The following is a 22542-nucleotide window of genomic DNA, read 5'->3' on the forward strand; positions in this document are numbered from 1 at the left end:
TTGGCAGGCGGCGAGTGCAACAGCGAGGGTAAAGACGAGGGACGGCACGAGGCGTGGTCGCTAGCATCATCCCTTTGGCACCCGTCCGATCGATGGGCGGAGCGGCTTGAAGGTCGTTGGTGGTCGAACGAAAGGGCGTGAGGCGGCAGTGGCGACGGCGGTGATCAGCGACATCCACGGAAACGTCGTCGCGCTGCGGGCGGTGCTCGCGGACATCGAGCGGCGTGGGTGCGATCGCATCATCTGCCTGGGGGACACCGTCGGCTATGGGCCAGACCCCCTGGAGTGCGTCGATCTCGTGCAGGAGCGGTGCGCGTGGGCGCTCATGGGCAACCATGACTATGGCGTGCTCTACGAGCCGACGAACTTCAATATTGACGCGGAATCGTCCGCGTTCTGGACGCGTGAGCAGTTCGAGATCGAGCCCGACGCCGAGAAGCGGGCGCGCCGGTACGACTTCCTGAACCGCTTGCGCGTGCGCGTGGTCGAATCGGTCGCGGGGACCGGGAATGCAAGCGAGTCGGGGGAGGAGTGGTCGCTGCTGGCGGTCCATGGCTCGCCGCGGCGCCCGATCAACGAGTACATCTTCCCCGATGATCCGATCAACAACCCGGACAAGATGGAGGGGATCTTCGAGCGAGTGCCCAGGATCTGCGTTGTGGGGCACACGCACGTCCCCGGCGTCTTCACCGACGAGCCGGACTTTTATCCACCCGATGAACTCGGCGAGGGCGGGTACAAGTTCATGGCGGACGAGCGGGCGATCATCAACGTCGGCTCGGTCGGTCAGCCCCGCGATTTCGACCCCCGCTCCAGTTACGTGATTCTTCACCCAACGCACGCCGAGTTCGTCCGCGTCGAGTACGACGTGGAGGCGACGGCGAGCAAGATCCGTTCGATTCCCGAACTCCCGCAACGCCTGGCGGATCGGCTGCTGAAAGGGACGTAGAGAAGGGACTCTGGTCGCCACGAGTCCATGACCGTTCGTTCTGACCGAGACCGACGCCGGAATACTCGACTGCACCACCCGCGGCTCACGAACGAGTGAGACGCCACGAGCCTGCACCACCCATGCCCCAACCCAAGAACACCACGCTCCGCATCCTTGTTCCCACCGTCGTGGCGCTCGCGCTGGCCGCGTTGGCGTATGTGGGAATCCGTCAGGCGATGCGTCCCCCCGCGAACACACCCGGTGAGAGCATGAGTGAGACGACGGCACCAGTGCCGACGCCGACCGATGCCGTCTCGACAACGCCCGAGCCTTCCAAGGCCACGAGCACGGCAGCCGCGGCCAGCACTCCAACCGAAACGGCAATCCCCCAACCTTCGAAGACTCCGACAACTCCACTCACAGACACGCCACCCACTATTCCCACGGCCAGCGCCGCCCCTGCGGTCACACCAACGACCTCGAACCCTGTGTACCGAGCGCTCGAGTATCCAGGGCAGGGCGTGCCGGCGGATCTTGGCGATCTCACACCCGACGTGGCGCAAGGGTACAAGGCGTTGGTGGAGTTCTCGGCCATCGGCGCGGGGGTGAAGCGGATCCGTCTCGCGGACTACTTCGAGACGATCGAACGACAGGTTCATCTCTCGGTGCAGAACGAGGTCGTCGTGCCGACGACTGGCGGTGGAGATCCGTCGTATCTCACGCCTCTGGCGGCATTGGCCGTGAGCATCGACGGGCACACGGTGGCGCTCTCCGGTTCACCCGACCATCCACTCTGGAGTTTCGACGCGAGCAAGCCCGGCGAGTTCGTGGCGACGATCGTGGACGCATCGGATGCGCCCGTGCTCAAAGTCACACGTCAATACGGGCTGGCGATGGGGTCGTACCACCTGACGCTGCGACAACGCGTCGAGAACCTGTCGGGCCGGGCGCTGAGCGTCAGGTTCTATCAGATCGGTCCGACAGATCTTGAACGTGATCGCGTGTCATACATGAGCGATCAGCGGTACATGAACTTCGGGTACCTGTTGAAACCGGTCCAGGACCCGGCCGGGGCGTACGTCCGGGCGGATGATTTCCGCACGCCGCACACGAAACTCCTGGGGGACAAGATCGGCCCCAGCGGCGCGTACGCGTTGGAGTTGACCCAGTGGCCAAACAAAGAGGCGATGGACAACGGCTATCGCCTGTCGTGGGTGTCGATGACGAACCACTATTTTGGGGCGGCAGTCGTGCCGACCTTTGACCCGACGAACCCTCCCGTGAAGGCGCTGCCGTGGGTGGAGAGCGTCAATCGGGCGTACCTCCCGCTGGCGGACAACACGGGATACTCGACGAAGAGCGGCGACCCGATCGCGGTGGGCGCCCGCCTGGACTCGATCGCGATGTCGATCGCGCCGGGGGCATCGGCGGACCTGTCGCTGGGGTTCTACGCGGGGCCCCTGGACCGCAAGATCATCAAGTCAGATCCGCTCCTCGACAGCGTCTCGCTGAAGGACATGGTGGTGTACAACATCGGTGGGATGTGCGCGTTCTGCACGTTCCCATGGATCACGTCGGGGCTGCTCGCGCTCCTGCAGTCCATCCACGACTTTGTCACGCGAGACTGGGCGCTCGCGGTCATCGGGCTGGTGCTTGTGGTGCGGACGCTGCTGCATCCGGTGACGCGCTGGTCGCAGGTGCGAATGACGCGCTTCGGCAAGCAGATGCAGAAGATGGGCCCGAAGCAGAAGGAACTGCAGGAGAAGTACAAGGGCGACCGGGCGAAACTCCAGCAGGAGACGGCCCGCCTGTGGAAGGAAGAGGGCATCAGCCCGACGGGGATGCTCGGATGCCTCCCGATGTTCCTGCAGACCCCCGTGTGGATCGCGCTCTACGCGACCCTGTACTTCGCGGTGCAGTTGCGCCACGAGGCGGGGTTTTATGGACTCTTCCAGAAGATCATCCCGAGCGGGACGGCATTCAGCCGATTCCTCGCCGACCTGTCGCTGCCGGATCAGTTGGTGTCGTTCGGCAGGGCGATCCACGTGCCCCTGCTCTCCAGCCTGATGGGCGAGTTCCACGGGATCAACATTCTCCCGCTGCTCTTGGGCGTGGTGTTCTTCATCCAGCAGAAGTATCTCTCGCCGCCGACGGTCGCCTCGTCGCCCGAGCAGGAGATGCAGATGAAGATGGTCAAGTTCATGAGCGTGGTGATGTTCCCGCTGTTCATGTACAACGCGCCCGCGGGCCTGACGCTCTACTTCGCGACGAACTCAACGCTCGCGATCATCGAGAACAAGTGGATCCGGTCGCACATCGATCGATACGAGAAGATGTACCCGGAGGCGGGGAAGAAGAAGGGCGGCGGGAAGGACGCCGGGAAGCCCAGCGGATTCATGCAGCGCGTCCTGGCGGCGGCCGAGGAACGCAAGAAGATGATGGAGCAGATGCAGTCGCAGACCCAGCGCCGTGGCGGCAAGAAGTAGCCCGTGCGCGCCGGCGACACCATCGTCGCGCTCGCGACGGCGTTCGGCCGCTCGCCACGCGGGATCATCCGCCTGTCGGGCCCGAGGTCGCTGGATCGTTCGATCCTGCACGTGCCACGGGTTCGTGGGACGCACCGGGTGGAGATCCCGTTGAAGCGCGGGCAGCACCTTCCCGCGCTGGCACTGGCAATGCCGCATGGCGAAGGCTCGTCGTCCTACACCGGCGAAGACACGCTGGAACTGCAGATCCCGGGCAACCAGGATCTTGTCTCGCGTGTGATCGCGTGGCTCCTCACACACGACGGCGTTCGACTCGCCGAACCCGGTGAGTTCTCGGCCCGGGCGTACCTGAACGGTCGGCTGACCCTGGAACAGGCCGAGGGCGTGGCGGCGACGATCGCGGCGAGCACGCGCGAGCAACTCGAAGGGGCGCGAGCGCTCCTCGACGGGGCAACCGGGCGCGAGTATCGACAGATGGCCAACGAGTGCGCGACGCTCCTGGCGCTGGTCGAGGCTGGAATCGACTTCACGGATCAGGAGGACGTCGTGGCGATCGCGCCCGCGGACCTCGCCCGGCGGCTCGACTCGCTGTTGGCTGGCAACGATCGACACCTTGCGGGTGTGGGAGCGAAATCGCGTGAGGGCGCGCTCGCGGTCGTGGCGCTCGCGGGCAGGCCGAATGCAGGGAAATCGACGCTCTTCAATGCGCTCCTGGGGCGAGACCGCGCGGTCGCGTCGCCGGTGGCCCATACCACGCGGGATGTTCTTCAAGAGGAACTGGACCTCTCGGGCGATTCACCGGTGGGTGGACGCGTGCACTTGTGCGATCTCCCAGGGTTGGATGACGTGGTCTCAGACGGCGAGGCGGCGGTGAGCAGCGAACACACGCGGGACGCCGGCGCGAGCCGAGCGATTCGAAAGGCGGCCCAGGCACGCGCGAATGAGGCGCTCGCCGCCGCGGATCTGGTGCTCTGGTGCGATCCAAGCGGTCGGTTTCGCGACGCGCCGCCAGGCGTGGATTCGGAGCGAATGCTTCGGGTGCGAACGCTGGTAGATGTGGCCGCGCCCGGGGCAGGAGCGACATCGGCCGCGCATGGTGCTGAGGAAGTGTTTCCGGTCTGCTCGATCGACGGATACGGGATCGGGGCATTGCGATCGGCGATTGCGCGCCGTGCGATCACGGGGGCTGTGTCTGGGGCCGGTGGATTGCTGCCCAGACATCGCGAGTCGCTGGCGAACGCGCGAAAATCGCTCATGGACGCGAAGCGAGTGACAGAATCCGGACGCGCAAACCTCGCGGAACCCGAGGTGATCGCCGACGCGCTGCGCACCGCGTTGGATCGCCTCGGCGAACTCGTCGGGCGGATCTCACCCGATGAGATTCTGGGACGCGTCTTCGCCAGTTTCTGCGTGGGGAAGTAGCCACGGCCGAGATCCGTGTGGCGAGCCGCGTCGGGTTTACTCACCACTCGAGCGCGGCATCAAGGAACGAGTCGAGGTATCGCTCGCTGAATGCCTCGACGGCCTGGGCGGTGGCGCTCGCGTCGATCCCCCAGCAGGCGGCTATCGGCGACTCGAACGTGGCATCGGCCTGGACGAGGAGGACGCCATCGATCGCCAGAGCACTGGGAAGTTTGTCGGCGAGATAGGCCGAGAGGGCGTTGACCTCCGGGCCGCCGACACTGACGGTGGGGAGCGCCCGCAACTCCTCGCGGTTGAGATACCACAGATCGGAGCAGACCACGACCGCATCCAGGCGATCGAGTTCGTTGGGGGCCTCGTGACGCGTGCCCCAACGCTCGACGATCTGCTTCTTGAGGCGATAGGCGATGGGGCGGTCGCGGTTCTCGGCCGCAAGATGAGCCCCGGTCACGACAAGAATCGAGGGTTGGGCGGTCATTGGGGGTCTGGTCTTGGGATGAGTACGGTCCAAAGATATGGTGACGCTTGGACCGGGGCTTGTCACGCCCGGAGCCGAGCAGAACGATGGACCCGCCCGGACGACGTGATTCGGGACCAGACGGAGCGTAGAGATGCCGATTCGTTCGATGGCCTCGACCGAGAACACACCCGATCCGTCGCCCTCAACTCCGACAGGAACCTCGGGGGGGGCGGGAGGGACGGCAGTGGCGCAACGCCCCGCGCCGGTCAAGCCGACGCCGAAGCAGTTGCCGCCGTACCGCGTGCTGCTGCACAACGACGACGAGATCGAGATGCCCCACGTCGTCATTTCGCTGGTGGAACTGACGCCCCTGGACACGGCCCGGTCGACGATCGTCACACTCGAGGCCCATAACACGGGCGTGGCCCTGATCCTGGTCACGCACAAGGAGCGTGCGGAGTTGTACCAGGAGCAGTTGCGGAGCAAGGGGCTCAAGGTCACCATCGAGCCGGCCGAGGCCTGAATCGCACGGCACGTGGCTCGCTCTCGGCCATCGTGAACTCAGTTCGAACCCGCTCAAAATTCATGCATTCGTCAGTGATTCCTGTGCAATCACTGGTCGGCGACCTTCGTCTCGACATCCCCGATGTCACGCCCGGTTCCTGGCAGAATTGCACATACAAAACACGGCGCGATTCGTCAACCTCGCCCGCGACTATTTTTTCATCCGCCTCTTGCCAACGCCGCACGCCCTGAATTCGTGGCATCGCCGAGAGGCTTTGCCCAGATCGCGTCGGGCAACGTGAATCCGCACGAACCCGACATGCCCACTCATGGAGCTCGCGTTCACCTCCGATGGTCTCTTCACGACGACGCCGCGGTTGCCACGCGGGACGCCTCGTCGAGGAGAGAGCGTCCCCTTGACCGGGACAGTCTGGAGCCTTCCGTGAGCCCGTCCGCCAAGCGCCCTTCGAAGTCACAGGCCCAAGCCGCACCAGCCAACCATGAGCGGCAGACCATCCGCCTGGGTGATCTTCTCGTGCAGAACGGCATCCTGACGGCAACGCAGCGTGACCAGGTGCTGGCGGCCCAGAAGGTGCGCGGCGGGCCGTTCGGCGTGATCGCGGAAGAGATGTATGGCATCCACGTCGACGACATCGAGCGGGCCTGGGCGCAGCAATACGCCTCACTCTGCACGCCCATCGATCCCCGTCGCCGGCTCGTGCAGCCGGATGTCCTCCGCGTGATCGATCGCCGCCAGGCGTGGCAGTTCCGCGTACTCCCCATCGAGTTCGACGGCGACTGGCTCCTCGCGTGCACGACGGTGCAGCACCTGCCCCGGGCTCTCAAGTTCACGGCGTGGAAACTGGGATACTCGGTTCAGTTCGTGATCGCCGAGCCCAGCCACCTGGGGGAGGCGATGGTCGAGCACTATCCGATGGCGGGGATGACACCGGACGTGATCGCGGCAGGGATCGCCGCGGCCTAAGGCGAGAAACACTGAGGAATGGGGAGGAAGACGGTGTGAGTTTGGGTTGAAACTGGCGAGGTTGGGCGTCTTCCTACACTTTGCCCGTGCCGAAAACGACTGAGAACACTGCGGTTCGAGCCGAGGGCGATGCTTCTGTCAGCAAGGTCTCGCTGGTGAGCCTTGGCTGCCCGAAGAACCTTGTGGACTCGGAGAAGATGCTCGGGCTCCTCGCAGAAGCCGGGCTCTCGCCGATCTCGTACGAGCCGGACGTCGGAGGGTTTGGCGACGCCGACGCGGTGGTCGTGAACACCTGCGGCTTCCTCGAGGCGTCAAAGGACGAGTCGCTCTCGGTGATCCAGGAGGCGCTCCGGGCGAAGGAGCGAGGCGACCTGAAGCGAGTGATCGTCGCGGGCTGTCTGGTCCAGCGGCATCGGGCGAAACTCCTGGAGTGGGCGCCCGGAGTCGACGCGCTCATCGGTGTCTTTGATCGCGACCGGATCGTCGAGGCCGTGACGGGAGGCGCCATGCCGCGAGAGGCGGCACCGAGCGCGAGCCCTGATGGACCCAAGTACTGGATCGCGGCGAATGCGCTCCGAGCGGCCCAGGACCGCGGGTTGAAGACGACCGGCCTCACCGTCCACGGCAAGGACGGCAAAGGAATCGGATACTTCGAGGACGATTCGGCACGCCTGCGTCTCACGCCTCGCCACTACGCGTATCTCCGCATCAGCGAGGGCTGCAACCAGAACTGTGCGTTCTGCACGATCCCCTCGATCCGCGGGAAGATGCGGTCCAAGCCGCTCGAGAAGATCGTGAGCGAGGCGCGGGAACTCCTGAACGATGGCGCGTACGAACTGCTCCTCATCGGCCAGGACACGACGAGTTATGGCGACGACATCGGATTCGGGCTGAACCACGACGGAAAGTACGGCGGCGGCCTGCCCGCGCTCCTCCGGGCGCTCTCCGACACCGTCCGCGACACCACGGGGCAGGGATGGATCCGCCTGATGTACGCGTATCCCTCGAACTTCTCGGAGCCGATCGTCGAGGCGTTCGGCGAACTGGCCGAGCACGGGCACCTCAATCGATACCTCGACATCCCGCTGCAGCACGCGAGCGATCGCGTGCTCACAAAGATGCGCCGGCACGTCAAGGCGTCGCAGCAGGAGGCGCTCATCGAACGCCTCCGCGAACGCATTCCCGGGATGGCGATCCGCACCACATTCATCTCGGGATTCCCCGGCGAGACCGAGGAGGACCACCAGGAACTCCTCTCCTTCGTGGAGCGATCACAGTTCGACGCGGTCGGCGTCTTCGAATACTCGCACGAGGAGGGGACGGTCGCGGGAACGATGGAGCACGATCCGGAACTGGCCGTGCCCCCGGAGACCAAGGCACGCCGTCGGAACGAGGTGATGGAGTTGCAGCAGCGCCTCGCCTTCGAGCAGGCGGCTTTCGTCGCCGAGCAGTTCGATGAGAAGGCCCCCACCACGACCGGGGCACGGTTCGACGTGCTCATCGATTCCGCCCTTGGCGCCAAGGCCCAGAAGACCAGCGGCGTGACCGACGGCGGACGGCTCTTCCAGGGTCGGACCTACTTCCAGGCGCCGCAGGTCGATGCCGTGACGTACGTGCAGTCGCGGTCGGCGCTGGTGCCAGGCGAACTCGTGCGCTGCGCGATCGTGGGGAGCGATGGCTACGACCTGATCGCAAGGCCGACGACGGAACTGGAGAAGAAGGTGTCGCTCGGCGTAGTGCGGTGAGCGGTCGCGCGTATCAGGTGTAGGAGAACGTAGAGACAGGCGAGACACCTGCCCCACGAGTTGAGGTAGGGCGCGAGTCGTCTGGGACCTATTTCACATCACCGGCCGAGTTCGATGAGTTACTCAATTGAAACGTGGCACGGGGGTCGCCCGTGCCACGCTCGTTCCTGGTTGGTTCTTCGTCCGTTTCCGGCCGAGCCGTCGATCGATCACTCGGCCTTGCCGGGCGCGTCGGTGTGCACGATCGGCTTCACGATCACGCTGTACACCTCGTCACGCTTGAACCACTTTCGATAGGTCTCGAGGACCTCGTCGCGGGTGATCTTCGCGTACGCGTCGGGCGCGCCCAGCACGTCATCAAGCGTGGTGGTCTTGTAATCGAGGGTGTCGAGGACGTTGAGCCAGTAGGCGGGCTCGCGGTACTGCTCGTCAAACGTGTTGCGGATCTGCCCCTGGGCAACCTTCAGTTCCTCGTCGGTAGGCCCATCCTGGGCGAAGAGGGCGTAGGTCTCGATGACTCGAGCGCGGAGCGTGTCGGCCTTGCTCGGCTCGGTTGGCGCCTGGGAAAGGAAGAGCCCGAAGCCCGGGAAGGCGTCCGCGGGGCGGAGGCCGGCGCTGATCGAGTAGACCAGTTGCTCCTTCTCGCGGAGGGTGTTGATCATGCGCGTGGAGATGATGGAGGACGCGAGGCGCATGCGGCGGGCCTCGGTCAGGTCACGCTCGTCGGGACCCTTGAACCCAACCATCACCGACGCCTTGTCGGTCTTGGTGTCGATCGCCTCGACGCGGCTGCGCGTCTCCGGGGTGAAGTGGAGCGTCCGGAGATCCATGAACGCGTCCTTGGTGACGCGCTGATGGGACGAGAGCGAGCCCAGGTAGGTCGTCACGAGTTCGACGGCCCGCTCGCGCGAGATATCACCCACAACGCCAACCTCGATCGGGCTGGTCGCGATCATCTGTTCGAGCCACGCCTGGGCGTCCTCGAGCGTGAGACGCTCGATCTGCGCCTTGGTCGCGGGCTGGGTGCGTGAGTCGTTCTTGGGATAGACCGTCTGGGCGACGACGCGGCGGAGCATGCCGTCGGGATCGACGAGCGACTCCTCGATCGAGCGGATGGTGCGTTCCTTCCAGCGGTCGAAGGCGGGCTTCTCGATCTTCGGATGGGTCAGGAGCAGGTGCGCCAGTTGCAGGCCGCTCTCGAGATCCTTGGGCTGGCCGGCGACGATGAGTTTCACCATGTCGGCCATGCCCGCGCCCTGGACCAGGACGTTCTTGCCGGTCATGAGGTCGCGGATCTGCGTGCTGGTGAGAGTCTCCGTCGCGGGGTTCTGCCACGCGAGGAGCGCGGCATTCGTAATCGCGGCGTTGACGGCGGTCTCACGCAGAGGCATGCCATAGAGCACGATGGAGATCAGGGCCGTGTCCTTGCGATCGTCCATGAAGCGATGGTGCATGCGGACGTTGTTGTTGAGCCACGCCGACCAGACCTTGGCGCTCTCGTGGGTCTCAGTCTCCGCAACGGCACCAGCAACGGGAATCTTCTCGAGCAGAACCTTGGCCGAGGCGGTCTCGGTCTCCGACGCGACGTCGGCGCTCATTGCCTTGATCCCCGAGGCAAGGACCTGGGCCTCGGTGGGGACATCGCCCGACGACGGCATCTGGACGTAGTACACCAGGTTGCCATCAAACATGCGGCGGAAGGCTTCAGACACCTCGCTCGCCGTGATGCCCGGGACCATTGCCTTGGCGATGTCGAGTTGCTGCTTCGCGGACATGATCGGCTCGCCATTCTCGACGGCGGTGTTCATGCGACCAAGGATCGCACGGACGGGGGCCGTGGACTCGGTCGACGCGGCCTGCTCCAGCCCCGCGAGAATCTCCTCGCGGGCAAGCGTGATCTCGTCCTCGGTGAAACCATGCTGACGAACTCGAACGATCTCGGTCGAGAGGTCCTGAAGCATCGCCTCCCACTTGCCCGGCTCACCCGTCGCAGAGGCCATTGCCAGCGTGGCGGCACGGAAGAGGGTCTGGACGCCGGCGTCCGCGCCCTGATACGACGCCTCACCCGCGGAGACCTTATTGCCGGTGCGACGACCGAAAGCCCCCGAGGCGAGCGCATCGATGAACTCGACACGGGCGCCGGCGAGCGTGGTGGTCGGGGCTCGCGCGGGCATCACGTGCACCACCTGCACCATCGCGCGCCGAAGTTCGGGATCGGTGATGACGACGGCGCGGGGTGCGGCGTCGGGGGTCACCTTCGCGTCGAGGTCCTGGGGGATCGGCTTCTTCTCGCCACCCTCGAAGGCCTTCTTGACCTGGGCCACCATCGCCTCGGGCTCCATGTCGCCCACGACGAAGAGCGTCATGTTGCTGGGGACGTAGTAGCGGTTGTAGAAGTCGAGGAAGTCCTCGCGCTGAACGGCATTGATCGTCTGCTCGGTCCCGATGGGGAGGCGTACACCGATCCGCGAGCCGGGGAAGAGACGATCGAGCATCTGCTCCATCACGCGCTGCTGCGCGCCCGAGCGGGCGCCCTTCTCGCGGAGGATCACCTCACGCTCGGCATCGATCTCCTTGGGCACCAGGAGCAGTTTCGTGGCAACGTCGGCCATGAACTGCATTCCCTTGGTGACCTTCTCGTCGGAAGTATCGGGGAGGAAAAGTTGGTACGCCGTCTGGTCGAAACTGGTGAAGGCATTCTGGTGCTGCCCGAAGGTGAGGCCCAGGGATTGGAACAGGTCGATGACGGTCCCGGGGGCGAAGTTCTGCGACCCGTTGAAGGCCATGTGCTCGAGGTAATGGGCGATGCCACGCTGGGCATCGGTCTCGTTGAGCGAGCCGGTCGAGATGTGGAGCCAGAGCGAGACTCGCCCGGGAGGAGTGGCGTGCTTCTTGACGACGTAGTTCAAACCGTTGTCGAGTTGGCCCGTGACCAGGCTCGGGTCGGTGGGGAGCGCCTGGGTGAGGTCGTCGGCGCGGGCGACGCTGGGGAGCGCCGCCGAGTGTGCCAAACCAACGACAATCGTCAACGCCAACGCCGAGGGGCGCACGAGCCGAGCCAACCAGTTCATCTTCATGTGTGTCTCACAGAGGAATCGACGGCACCACGAGCGGCGAACAAACCCCAATCGGCTGACGCCGGCCATCGAAAGGTCCAAGTCTTCATTATTGGAGGGCTGGCGACAGGCGTGTTGTCACGCGAGTTTCACACGCCGCGGGGCCTCATATAGAGGTGAACGGCCATCTGGTGGTACACGTGAGTCTCCGGGCCATCGGCGTTGGCAAGCCGCAGATCGGCAGGCTCTCGCGGTGGTGCCGGGGCGGGCGTGGCTGCATCCTGATCGTGAGCCTCGCCGTCGAAATCGCCCTCGGGCTCGTCGACGTGGCGCGACACATGGTGAGATTCCGCCTCCTCGTCGCGCCACTTCTTCCGACGGGAGTCCCGCTTCGGTCGGTTCCTCTGCGGTTGTTCGGCGGGGGCCTCGGGGGCCACAGCGAGGGTCAATGGCCAGGGCGTGCGGAGGACGAGAATGCCATCGGGCGTGAGCAGATCGATCACCTTGGCCGCCTGCTCCATCACGCGTCGAAACCCAAGCGCCTCGCGCACGACCGGATAAGGCGGATCGAAGAACGCGACCGTCAATGGCCTGGGGCAACGAGAAAGAGCACCAAGTCCCAGCGCGTCCCCTACCACCACGTCGCAGCGGTCCTGAACGCCGAGCATCTCGATGTTCTGGTGAAGGATTCTCGCCGCCGATTTGTCGCGCTCCACAAAGACGCAGCGGGCGGCACCTCGACTGATCGCCTCCAAGCCGATCGCCCCAGTCCCCGCAAACGCATCAAAGATCGTCGCGCCCTCCATGTGCCCACGCAAAATGCCAAAGAGCGACTCCTTGACTCGATCCGGGATCGGCCTGGTCGTCTCCGCGTCCTTGGGCGTGTGGAGTTGTCGGCGGCGGAACTCGCCCGCGATAATGCGCATCGACCGACAGTAGTCCGCGCCGCGATCGCCAACGAGTGATCACGAACACGCCGACACACGCGACGGCCCACTCATATCCTCTGGGCATGAGCCGATACGAACAGTTCCAGGCCTACAGGTCCAAGATGAACTGCCGCATTCTGGGCGAGGACGATGAGCGTGCACGCATCGCAGGACGTGGCCCGAACTCGCCCGCCCCCGCCGGGGGCACGATCGTCACCAAGCGTTTCTTCCGCCTCGATGGACAGGCCTATGAGCCTGGCGCGCTCTCTGGACCCACCAAGGAACTCCTGGGCCTCGTCGCCTCGACCGTCCTCCGCTGCGACGACTGCATCGCCTACCACATCGACCGATCCGTCGCCCTGGGCCTCAGCGACGAGGAGATCTTCGAGGCACTCGATATCGCGCTCATCGTGGGCGGGTCGATCGTGATCCCGCATCTCCGCCGGGGTGTGGAGTTTCTCGACGAAGCACGGCTCGCGCCCCGGGACAACTCCAAGGACGCCACTCCCCGCTGCCACTAGATCCGCAAGCACCAGCCTTGTATTCCACGCCATGGCCCAACCGCCGATCGATCCTGCCCTTGCCCGCCATGCCGCGACGGCGATCGTCGAGACGCTCGCGGCCCACGGGCATCTCGCGTACTTCGCGGGCGGATGCGTGCGCGACGAACTGCTCGGACTCGCGCCCAGCGACTACGACGTCGCCACAGACGCCACACCGGATCGGCTCAAGTCCCTCTTCAAGCGCACCAACCTCGTCGGCGCGGCGTTTGGCGTCGTTCTCGTGAGCCTCGACCACGCCGTCGTCGAGGTCGCCACCTTCCGATCCGATGGCACCTATACCGACAAACGACGGCCCGACGCGGTGACGTTCAGTTCGCCCGCCGAGGATGCCGCCCGCCGAGACTTCACGGTCAACGCGCTCTACCTCGATCCGCTCGCACGCGATCGCGCAAAGGCCGCCGCCGAATCGCCACTCGGCGGAACAGTGATCGATCTCGTCGATGGCCTTCGCGACGTTCGCGCCCGAGTGATCCGTGCCGTGGGCGATCCCGATCGACGTTTGGCCGAGGACCACCTCCGAGCATTGCGTGCGGTACGTCTGTCGTCTCGTCTGGGGTTCACGATCGAGGATCGCACCGCCGACGCGATCCGCCGGCACGCGTCGTCTTTGGTGGGTGTGAGTGCCGAGCGCATCGGCGACGAGATCCGCCGAATGATGTCGCACCCCTCTCGAGCCAAGGCCGCCCGCCGACTCTCGGACCTTGAACTGGATCGATCAATCCTGCGGAATCACTCGCTCGATGGCGAACCCGCCACGCTGACCGGACTTCCGCCAACAGCCTCATTTCCCCTCGCGCTCTCGGCATGGGCCGTGGACCTGCGACTCGCGAGCCCGGTACCCACCGCGGCGTGCCCGATCTTCCGTCGATCACTCTGCCTGAGCAACGCCGAGCACGAGGAGTGTCGCCACATCCTGGAAACCTGGCACGACCTGATCCACATCTGGCCATCGGCCGGCGTCGCCCAGCAGAAGCGGATCGCCGGGCGGAATGTGATGGAAGCGGCATGCGTGCTCCTAAACCAAACACATGCCAAACTTGCTGCGGCAGTTGCAACAGAGCACGGGCGCCTCTCGGCGACACCAAGCGGGATTTCGCCGACTCCATTAGTGACCGGCGACGATCTGATCGCCGCGGGGATTCCGGCTGGACCACGATACAAACAAATACTTGACGAAATCTACGACGCACAACTCGAAGACCGTGTAGTGGATCGAGCCCAGGCCCTGGAACTTGCCCGCCAGTTGGGTGTCTAAATCTTCGCAAAGTGACTTGGGTCGAGTTGAAATTGGTCCATGCACTTTGGACAAGCACGTGTCACCGCTCGGTGGCGCGTACGTTTCATGCCGGGTGCCGGTCATTGGCCGGCGGCTCGGAGTTGTGAGCGGTAAAGGGTTCTCAGTAGGAATCTGATGTGTAGGAACAACCGAGGAAGTCCGGTGTAGTCGGAACCTTCTTGAACTCACCGCATTTGTCACGTCGGGCGAAGACTGAGATTGATACCGAGATACATACGACAGATTTTTTTGGAGGGGTCTCCATGGATCGAATCGGAAAGACGTTGAGCACAAAGCACCGCATCCGCCTGATGCTGGCCGCAGCCTCCACAGCGCTGGGCCTGGCCCTCGCGTCGCCGGCCTTGGCGCAGGATCTCTCCATCCCCGCGAAGGAGGCCGAGGAGGAGACAGACTCCTCGGAGACCACAGTTCAGGGGACGAAGGTCTATTGGGTGGACCTGCAAGGGTGGTTTGGCGAGGACATCTCCCAAAGCCCGATCCGTCAGGCACTCAAGGACGCGAAGAAGCTTGGTGCTGAGGTCATCGTCTTCAAGATCGACGCGAACTGGGGGCAGCGCGGACCGTTCAAGGAAGACGTCCGTGAGGGCACGAACGATCAGCACTCGTTCAACCAGATGTTCCGCGCCGAGGCGATCACGCCGATCTTCGCGGACGAGATACCCGCGGAGTGGGGCGACAAGCAACCCCGCATCGTGTTCTGGGTGAAGCAGGCCATGGGCGGAGCGGCCCTGCTCCCACTGGTGTGCAAGGAGGTCTACTTCACGCACGACGGACGCATGGGCGGGCTGGGAAATCTGAGTTACATGATGCGTGGTCACGACCGCGTGGTCCAGAAGCAGATCTCGCTGCGGCTCCAGCACGCCGTGGGCTGGGCGATCCAGGGCGGGTATCCGTACGCGGAACAACTCCTTCGGTCTATGGCGAAGATCGAGCACGTGTGCAGCGTCACGTTCGAGGCCGGGAAGCCCGTCCTCGTGGAACGTCTTCCCAATGGCCCCGGCGAGGAACTGCTCACCGACGATGGATCGGAAGGGAATCGTGACACGCTCCACGAGCGCGCGGGCGGCGAGGGGAACGATGTGCTCACGCTGACGGCGCGCACGGCGAACCTCATCGGCTACAGCAAAGGCACAGCGGACACCCCCAACGAACTCTTCTCACTGATGGGCATCTCGCGTGATGCCGTCGTTGTCAAGGGGAAGTCCGAGCGAATCATGTCGAACTGGTCCAAGGGTCTTGAGTCCGGCGTGAAGCGCATGGAGAAACTCTGGCAGGAGTTCACCGAGGTCGAGGTCGAAGCGCCCGGCGAATACAACGAACGCACCAAGGCCCGGGGCATCCGCATCCGAAAACTCGAGGAACTCCGCCGCCTGTGGAAGCAATGGGGCGAGGGCGTCACCCAGGAAAACTATCCCACCGCACCGACCGAGGCGCAACTCCAGACCATCATCGAGCAACTCAAACTCGAGCAGATGATGGATCGACGGAACTGACACACGTATCCAACGCTGTTAACGGAGACTTGTATGAACACACTCACTCGTTCGATCCGAATGCTCGGGCTTGGCCTGCTGGGTTCCGTTGTGGGATTGGCCTGCCTCTCAACCCCGGCACACGCCGCCGCCCCGGCCGCCGACCACGCCGCGCCGCGCACGCTCGCCCAGTCCCAGCCGCTCTCGATCCCCAAGGCCACCGACTCCGCACCGGCGGAAGACCCCAACGACGAGAAGACCTCGACCGACATGCCCGGCGTCCCCAAGGCGCTCGTGCTGACGCTCGGCGATGAACAGAACGGCGACATGGTGGGCGTGTACATGGTCGCCCACATCCTCGAGCGCGCCATCCCGACGCTCGAGAAAGAACTCGGCACCGACAAGACCGGCGTGCTCGTCCTCCGCGTCCACTCGGGCGGCGGGTTCGGACTCGAGGTCCAGAAGATCGTCGACGTCATCCAGAACGAGTACAAGTCTCGCTGGCGAACCGTCGGCTGGATCGACACCGCGATCTCCGCCGCCGCCATGAGTTCCCACATCCTCGAGGAGATCTACTTCACCTCCCGCGGCAACTACGGCGCCTGCACCGGGTTCTACGGCTCGCTCGATCGCCCCGTCGAGGGACGCGAACTCCAGGAGTCGCTCGTCCAGATGGAGCGCATCAGCGCCAAGGCCGGGTGGGACCCGCTCATCATGCGGGCCATGCAGATCCAGCAGCCCGTGTCGGCGACCATCGACGAGGTCGGCAATGTCAAGTTCCACGACGACCTCTCGGGAGACTTCATCGTGAATCGCCCGCGAGAGATCCTCACGTTCAACTGCCGCTCGGCCGAGAAGATCAAGTTCTCTCGAGGGACGGCGGACACGCTCGACGAACTCACCAAACTCATGGGCTACAAGGAACTCAACTGGGTCGGGAAGAAAGTCGCCGGTTCGCCATGGCCCATTTCCAAGTCCGAGAAGATCCAGATGGACTTCCGTCGTCAGGCCGCCGAGGACGAGCGCCTCACGAATCACTACTTCCAGTCGCTCCAGATGCAGATGGAAGCAGCCCAGGCCGCCCCTCGAGATCAGCGAGCCGCCTTCGTCGGTCGCGCCAAGCAGACGCTGGGCAAACTCAAGAACATGCTCCGCAACAACCCCAACTTCGCGATCAGCGTCTTCAACCGCACGCGTGAGGAGGCCGAGCAACTCCTGAAGGAGTATGAGAAGCGGCTGACCGATCTGCTCAAGTAAACTCCACTCGTTCCCCCCAAGGCCCGGAACACCGGGCCTTTTTCATGCGCCCGCCGCGTGTATCATCGCCCATGACCCAAGCCGCCCGACCTCGTGCCGCATCCTCGTTCGTGCCCCAGAACCTCGACGCGACCCGTTGGGAAGCGATCGAGCCGCTGCTCACGATCCTCAAGAATCGCCCGGTGGCCTCCGCCGTGGAACTCGAGGCGTGGCTGGTGGACCGGAGCGAACTCGAGGCCGCTTGCAGCGAATCACGGGCAAACCTCTACATCACCATGACCTGCCGCACCGACGACCAGGCCGCCCAGAGCGCGTACACCGCCTACATCGAGACCATCGCCCCGAAACTCTCCCCGGCACTCTTCGAACTCGACAAGCGCCAGGCCGAACTCTCCGAGAAGTTCCCCCTCGACGAGTCGCGGTACGCCGTCCTCGTACGCACGACCAAGGCCGACGTCGAGATCTTCCGCCAGGAGAACGTGCCGCTGGAGACCAAGCAGTCGCTCCTCTCCCAGAAGTACGACCAGATCATCGGGGCGATGTCGGTCGAGTTCGACGGGCGCGAGCAGACCATCCCGCAGATGGCCCGCTACCAAGAAGTCACCGATCGCGGCGTGCGCGAGGCCGCTTGGCGACTCGTCGCCGATCGACGCCTCAAGGACGCCGACGCCATCCACCAGATCTACGATGACATGATCGCGATCCGTCACCAGATCGCGCGGAACGCGGGCTTCACCAACTACGTCGGCTACGCCTTCAAGTCCAAGCACCGCTTCGACTATGGTCCCGAGGACTGCTTCGCCTTCCATGAGGGCGTCGAACGCCACATCGTCCCACTGATGCGCGACCTGGAAAAGCGCCGCGAGAAGACGCTCGGCGTGGACTCGCTCCGCCCGTGGGACCTCGGCGTGGACGTCAAGGGTCGCGCACCCCTCCGCCCGTTCGAACGCGGCCATGAACTTGTCTCCAAATCTGTCGCCACGTTCAAGGCGCTCGACCCGCGCCTCGCCGCGATGCTCTCGACGATGGGCGACGGCTCGAACACCAATGGCCCCTCGGGCGGCGCCTCCCTCGACCTCGACTCTCGCAAAGGAAAAGCCCCGGGCGGCTACCAGTACATGCGCGACCGCTCCCGCCGCGCGTTCATCTTCATGAATGCCGCGGGTCTTGTCCGCGACGTCGTCACCATGGTCCATGAGGCCGGCCACGCCTTCCACTCCATGCTCTGCGTGGACGAGCCGCTGCTAGCGTACCGCCACAGCCCCATCGAGTTCGCCGAGGTCGCGAGCATGTCGATGGAGTTGCTCACGCTCCCGCACATGGACGCCCCAGGCGCGTTCTACGCGTCCAAGGAGGACCACGCCCGCCACCGGCGCATGCAGGTCGAGAAGAGCATCCTCCTGCTCCCCTGGATCGCGACGATCGACGCCTTCCAGCACTGGGTCTACACCAACCCGACGCACACACGCGCACAACGAGAGCAACACTGGCTCTCCCTTGATGACCGCTTCGGCAACGCCGTCTCGTGGGAGGGTCTCGACGCCCACCGCCGACTCGTCTGGCAGCGTCAACTCCATCTCTTCGGCGTGCCCTTCTACTACATCGAATATGGCATCGCCCAACTCGGCGCCCTGCAACTCTGGATCCACTCGCTGGAGAAGGGCGAGAAGTCGGCGATCGACGCGTACATGCGGGCGCTCTCGCTGGGCGGGAGCAAGCCGCTCCCGGACCTCTTCGCCGCCGCGGGCCTCGAGTTCGACTTCGGCTCGGACACCATCGCGCGGATCTGCGATCGCGTGCGAACGGAACTGGACAAACTCCCGGAGTGACCCATGTCCGACGCCGGTGTGCCGCACCTTGCGCCCGAGGCGTTCCCGGATCGCGCTCGCGACGTCGCGGATCTACTGACGAGGTATTGGAAGAGCCTCGAATCTCGCCCGGTCACGCCCGACATGAAACCGGGCGATCTGCTGCGCGGCCTTCCCGAGTCACCACCTGAAACTCCATCAACCGATGACGACTCCTGGTCTGGCCTGCTCGGCGATGTTGAGCGACTGATCCTCCCCGCGCTCACCCACTGGCAATCGCCGAACTTCTTCGCCTATTTCCCGGCCAACGCGAGCGCCCCGGCCATGTTCGCCGAACTCCTCTCCGCGGGGCTCGGGGTCCAAGGCATGCTCTGGGCGACCAGCCCCGCGTGCACCGAACTCGAGATCCGCATGATGGACTGGCTGGCCGAGGCCATCGGCCTCCCCGATCGGTTCCGCTTCGATCGACCAGGCTCCGTCGGCGGCGGCGTCATCCAGGGAACCGCCAGCGAGTCCACACTCACGGCCCTCGTCGCCGCACGCGCCAGAATCATCCGAACCCTCGCCGAGCACTCCACGAGCGTGCCCGACGATCTCGAGTCCCGCCTCACGGTGTACACCTCCACCCAGGCGCACTCGTCGGTGATCAAGGCGGCGATCGTGGCAGGGTTCGCGCGCCATGCCGACGATCGAAGGCGCATCCGGCTCATCGAGACCGACGAGCACTGCCGCCTCCGCACCGATCGCCTGCGAGAAGCAATGCTCGCCGATATCCAGGCCGGCCTGATCCCGGCATTCGTGAGCGCGACCATGGGCACGACCGCGACCACCGCCATCGACCCGATCGCCGAGATCGCCGATGCCATCAAGACCGTCACCGAAATCACGAGCACGGGTGCCGCCTCCATTGCCAATCCATGGCTCCACGTCGACGCCGCGTTCGCCGGCGCAGCATGCGTCTGCCCCGAGTTCCGCCATCTGCTCCATGGCATCGACCGCGTCGACTCTCTCTGCTTCAACCCGCACAAGTGGCTCCTGACCAACTTCGACTACGACGCCTTCTGGGTCGCCGATCGGCGGGCGCTGACCGACGCGCTCTCGATCTCGCCGGAGTATCTGCGCAACGCCGCCAGCGACGCCGGGACGATCGAGTTCCGCGACTGGCACGTCCCGCTCGGACGCCGATTCCGATCGCTCAAACTCTGGTTCGTCATGCGCCACTACGGCCTCGAAGGCCTGCGGCAACACATCCGCGAGCACATCCGCCTCGCGAACCTCTTCGAGTCACTCCTCCGTGCCGACAACCGGTTCGAGATCGTCCAGGAACGCACGCTGAATCTCGTCTGCTTCCGCCTCCGGGGGGAGGGTGCCGAGTCGGACGCGGCCAATAAACGCCTGCTCGACGCGATCAACGCGACGCGTCGGATCTTTCTGACCCATGCCGTCCTCCCCAAGGAGGCCCGACCCGCGGGTGGACGGCTCTTCCTCCGCATGTGCATCGCCAGCCCGACGACCCGCGAGAGCCACGTCAACGACGCCTGGAATCTGATCCAGAGCCTCGCGTGACGCCCTCGCCCGCCCGTGCGACTTGGACCGCGTCCCTACGCTCTGTCCATGCATGGACGCCTCTCGCCCGTGATCGCGTTTCTCGGCCTGGTCAACCTGATCGGCATGTCGTCGTTCACGGCGTCGTGCGCCTCGCATCCCGCCACACCCGCCACCGAAACGACTGCCGTGACAGCGACCGGTGCTCGAGTCTCGATCACCCCGGGGTCATACGCGGCGGCTTTCGACGCCGCCCGCGAGTCGCTCCGAGCCTTCCGCTTTCCCATCGAACGCGTGGACTCGCGCGAGGGCGTGATCTCGACCGACGCAAAGCAGACCTCGGGCCTGGCGACACCCTGGGATCGCGAGCAATCCACCCTCGCCCAGGAGGCCGAAGATCTGCTAGCGCAGCAGGCCCGGCGTGTCCGCATCACCTTCTCGCCCGCGGATTCCGTTGCCTCCGCCGATGACCTGACATCCTTTGAAGGCACGATCGTCGCGACCATCGAGGTCGTCGTGGAGCGGACGTATGTCCGAAACTTCAGGCCCTCGAGCCAGGCGATTCTGCTCTCGTCGCAGGCGTACGACCCCGTGGCGGCGTCACGCGGCCAGAGCACGACCTATGCCGTCCCATTGACCCGCGACGACGAACTCGCCCGGCGACTGGCTCGAGATATCGAGCAACGAGCCATGCGAAACTGACACCGCGTGTATTCGCCGCGTCCACGCGAGATCTGCCCACCGCCATCACTCGATCACGCTCATTGCCCGACCGCACGCGCGGGCCATCGGGCTCCGCCACGGACCGAACGTTGATCCGGCGAAACACCTCCCGTTTGGCTCCTCGGCTCGACAGTCCGTTCGGAAGGCGGGTCGATGCAAAATCGCTTGTCCTTGTCGGACGATCGACGAGGCTGCCCGAACCATCGCGCGATGAGTTCGCCCCGGGTGCTCGCGCCGGTCTTGCGATGGAGCGCCTTCACGTGATCGTGGATCGTGTGCCAACTCCGCCCGAAGGACTGGGCAATCTCTCGTGTCGATGATCCGGCCAGGAGCAACTCGAGAACCTCCTGCTCGCGAGGGCTGATCCATTCCGAGTCCTTTAAAGGCCCGGCTCCGATGGAATGTCGAGCACGAGCCGCGATCGACTCCACGCCCGCCGCAAGGAGCGCACATTCCATTGGAGACTCGATTCGTGCAGGATCCTCTGATGAAATCCCAACCAGGACCCACGGTCCGGAATCGTGCCGTTCTTCCGCTGACGCCACAACAGCAAACGAAACAATAACCTCATCGGGGTGTGAAGCGCCTAAGGCCGAGACCAGCCCCGCGAGTGGCATTCCGGCAAGAACGCGTTCTATCGGGAACGCATCCGGGGCATCGGCGATGGGAAGGCGGATGCCCCACGAGGCGGCGTTGTAGAGCGCACTGCGGATGACGGCCTCACGCCGCGTCCCCGGCTCTTCCCCAATCGCGCCGGCACGCTCAGCGATGGACGCCCCCACCATGTCCACTCTCTCAATGCCGCCCGAGACATCGACCGAAACGCAGCACACGCCCGACGCCGACGCACCCGAGATGTGCGAGAGCACCCGGGCGGCCCGGTCCGCCCAATCGAGCGTGGGAACACCGGGGAGCGTCGAGAGGGACTCTCCAATAGAAATCGCACGAAGGAGCGGCACACATTCGGTCGCGTGTCCACACATGTTGCCTCCTGCAGATTCATTCATCGTGGGCTCCTCGAAGTCCGCATCCGTTCGCTCACTCAAATCGCACATGCATGTAGTCTTTCGGCACACGCCCTCCATCGCCTCACAAATTTGTAGGGGGGTTCATATCGAATTCCCTGTTCGAATGAAACATCGACAGCGAGGCTCAATCTCCAGCGTCGCAGCGATTTGCAAACCTTGTGTGCCATCCTTGGAATATGCCACAGAACCATGCGGACGCTGCAATCACGGCATGTTTCGAATCACATTTATGAGTGGCAATCCCCCGGGTGGGCCATTCATAACTCGCGGGAAATCCCCCGATTGAATCGCATTACCTAATTTTTTACATCATGAACAACGTGCCCTCGGC

The 22542-nt window shown here is 64.6% G+C and carries 17 protein-coding genes; 13 read left to right on the forward strand and 4 right to left on the reverse strand.

Going from position 1 to position 22542, the window contains the following annotated elements; genetic code table 11:
* Positions 1–148: 148 nt before the first annotated feature.
* From IPK69_06650 to IPK69_06660, 3 genes are all read left to right on the forward strand, one after another.
* On the forward strand, positions 149–949 hold the full coding sequence (locus IPK69_06650) for a metallophosphoesterase family protein (GenBank protein QQS10435.1): 801 nt from the start codon (positions 149–151) through the stop codon (positions 947–949).
* A gap of 122 nt (positions 950–1071) precedes the next feature.
* Positions 1072–3417: a YidC/Oxa1 family insertase periplasmic-domain containing protein gene (locus tag IPK69_06655; protein ID QQS10295.1), complete on the forward strand. Its 2346-nt coding sequence runs from the start codon at positions 1072–1074 to the stop codon at positions 3415–3417.
* 3 nt (positions 3418–3420) lie between these two features.
* Positions 3421–4839, forward strand: a complete 1419-nt coding sequence (locus tag IPK69_06660; GenBank protein ID QQS10296.1) for a 50S ribosome-binding GTPase — start codon at positions 3421–3423, stop codon at positions 4837–4839.
* 40 nt (positions 4840–4879) lie between these two features.
* Here the strand turns inward: IPK69_06660 and IPK69_06665 are convergent, their stop codons facing one another.
* Positions 4880–5317 (reverse strand): hypothetical protein, encoded by a 438-nt coding sequence (locus IPK69_06665; protein ID QQS10297.1) that lies wholly within the window; start codon positions 5315–5317, stop codon positions 4880–4882.
* Between the two features lie 148 nt (positions 5318–5465).
* Between IPK69_06665 and IPK69_06670 the strand changes: the two genes are divergently transcribed.
* The 3 genes from IPK69_06670 to rimO all read left to right on the forward strand — a co-directional run bounded on the left by IPK69_06670 (position 5466) and on the right by rimO (position 8533).
* A complete protein-coding gene (locus tag IPK69_06670; protein ID QQS10436.1) occupies positions 5466–5822 on the forward strand; it encodes an ATP-dependent Clp protease adaptor ClpS in 357 nt (118 codons plus the stop codon).
* Positions 5823–6245: 423 nt separating this feature from the next.
* Positions 6246–6788, forward strand: coding sequence for a hypothetical protein (locus IPK69_06675; GenBank protein ID QQS10298.1), 543 nt, complete (start codon positions 6246–6248; stop codon positions 6786–6788).
* Between the two features lie 86 nt (positions 6789–6874).
* Positions 6875–8533: a 30S ribosomal protein S12 methylthiotransferase RimO gene (gene rimO / locus IPK69_06680; GenBank protein QQS10299.1), complete on the forward strand. Its 1659-nt coding sequence runs from the start codon at positions 6875–6877 to the stop codon at positions 8531–8533.
* 209 nt (positions 8534–8742) lie between these two features.
* Here rimO and IPK69_06685 read toward each other — a convergent pair whose 3' ends face one another.
* Both IPK69_06685 and IPK69_06690 read right to left on the reverse strand, forming a co-directional pair.
* The gene (locus IPK69_06685; protein ID QQS10300.1) at positions 8743–11610 is read right to left on the reverse strand and encodes an insulinase family protein; all 2868 of its coding nucleotides are present in this window, start codon (positions 11608–11610) and stop codon (positions 8743–8745) included.
* A gap of 128 nt (positions 11611–11738) precedes the next feature.
* On the reverse strand, positions 11739–12515 hold the full coding sequence (locus IPK69_06690) for an RsmD family RNA methyltransferase (protein QQS10301.1): 777 nt from the start codon (positions 12513–12515) through the stop codon (positions 11739–11741).
* 86 nt (positions 12516–12601) lie between these two features.
* Between IPK69_06690 and IPK69_06695 the strand changes: the two genes are divergently transcribed.
* The 7 genes from IPK69_06695 (at position 12602) to IPK69_06725 (ending at position 21162) form a co-directional block, all read left to right on the forward strand.
* Entirely contained in the window at positions 12602–13039 is a 438-nt protein-coding gene (locus IPK69_06695) for a carboxymuconolactone decarboxylase family protein (GenBank protein QQS10302.1), read from the forward strand.
* Between the two features lie 31 nt (positions 13040–13070).
* Positions 13071–14336, forward strand: coding sequence for a CCA tRNA nucleotidyltransferase (locus IPK69_06700; GenBank protein ID QQS10303.1), 1266 nt, complete (start codon positions 13071–13073; stop codon positions 14334–14336).
* Positions 14337–14620: 284 nt separating this feature from the next.
* Positions 14621–15871 carry a hypothetical protein gene (locus IPK69_06705; protein ID QQS10304.1) on the forward strand — a complete coding sequence of 417 codons (1251 nt, stop codon included), beginning with the start codon at positions 14621–14623 and terminating at the stop codon, positions 15869–15871.
* A gap of 33 nt (positions 15872–15904) precedes the next feature.
* Complete coding sequence (locus IPK69_06710; GenBank protein QQS10305.1) at positions 15905–17107, forward strand: hypothetical protein; 1203 nt, start codon at positions 15905–15907, stop codon at positions 17105–17107.
* A 71-nt stretch (positions 17108–17178) separates the two neighbouring features.
* A complete protein-coding gene (locus IPK69_06715; protein ID QQS10306.1) occupies positions 17179–18936 on the forward strand; it encodes a M3 family oligoendopeptidase in 1758 nt (585 codons plus the stop codon).
* 3 nt (positions 18937–18939) lie between these two features.
* On the forward strand, positions 18940–20481 hold the full coding sequence (locus tag IPK69_06720) for an aspartate aminotransferase family protein (protein ID QQS10307.1): 1542 nt from the start codon (positions 18940–18942) through the stop codon (positions 20479–20481).
* 48 nt (positions 20482–20529) lie between these two features.
* Positions 20530–21162 (forward strand): hypothetical protein, encoded by a 633-nt coding sequence (locus tag IPK69_06725; GenBank protein QQS10308.1) that lies wholly within the window; start codon positions 20530–20532, stop codon positions 21160–21162.
* Between the two features lie 59 nt (positions 21163–21221).
* Here the strand turns inward: IPK69_06725 and IPK69_06730 are convergent, their stop codons facing one another.
* Positions 21222–22190 (reverse strand): helix-turn-helix transcriptional regulator, encoded by a 969-nt coding sequence (locus IPK69_06730; protein QQS10309.1) that lies wholly within the window; start codon positions 22188–22190, stop codon positions 21222–21224.
* Positions 22191–22542 lie beyond the last annotated feature (352 nt).

The sequence above is a fragment of the Phycisphaerales bacterium genome (assembly GCA_016699835.1).
GTDB lineage: Bacteria > Planctomycetota > Phycisphaerae > Phycisphaerales > UBA1924.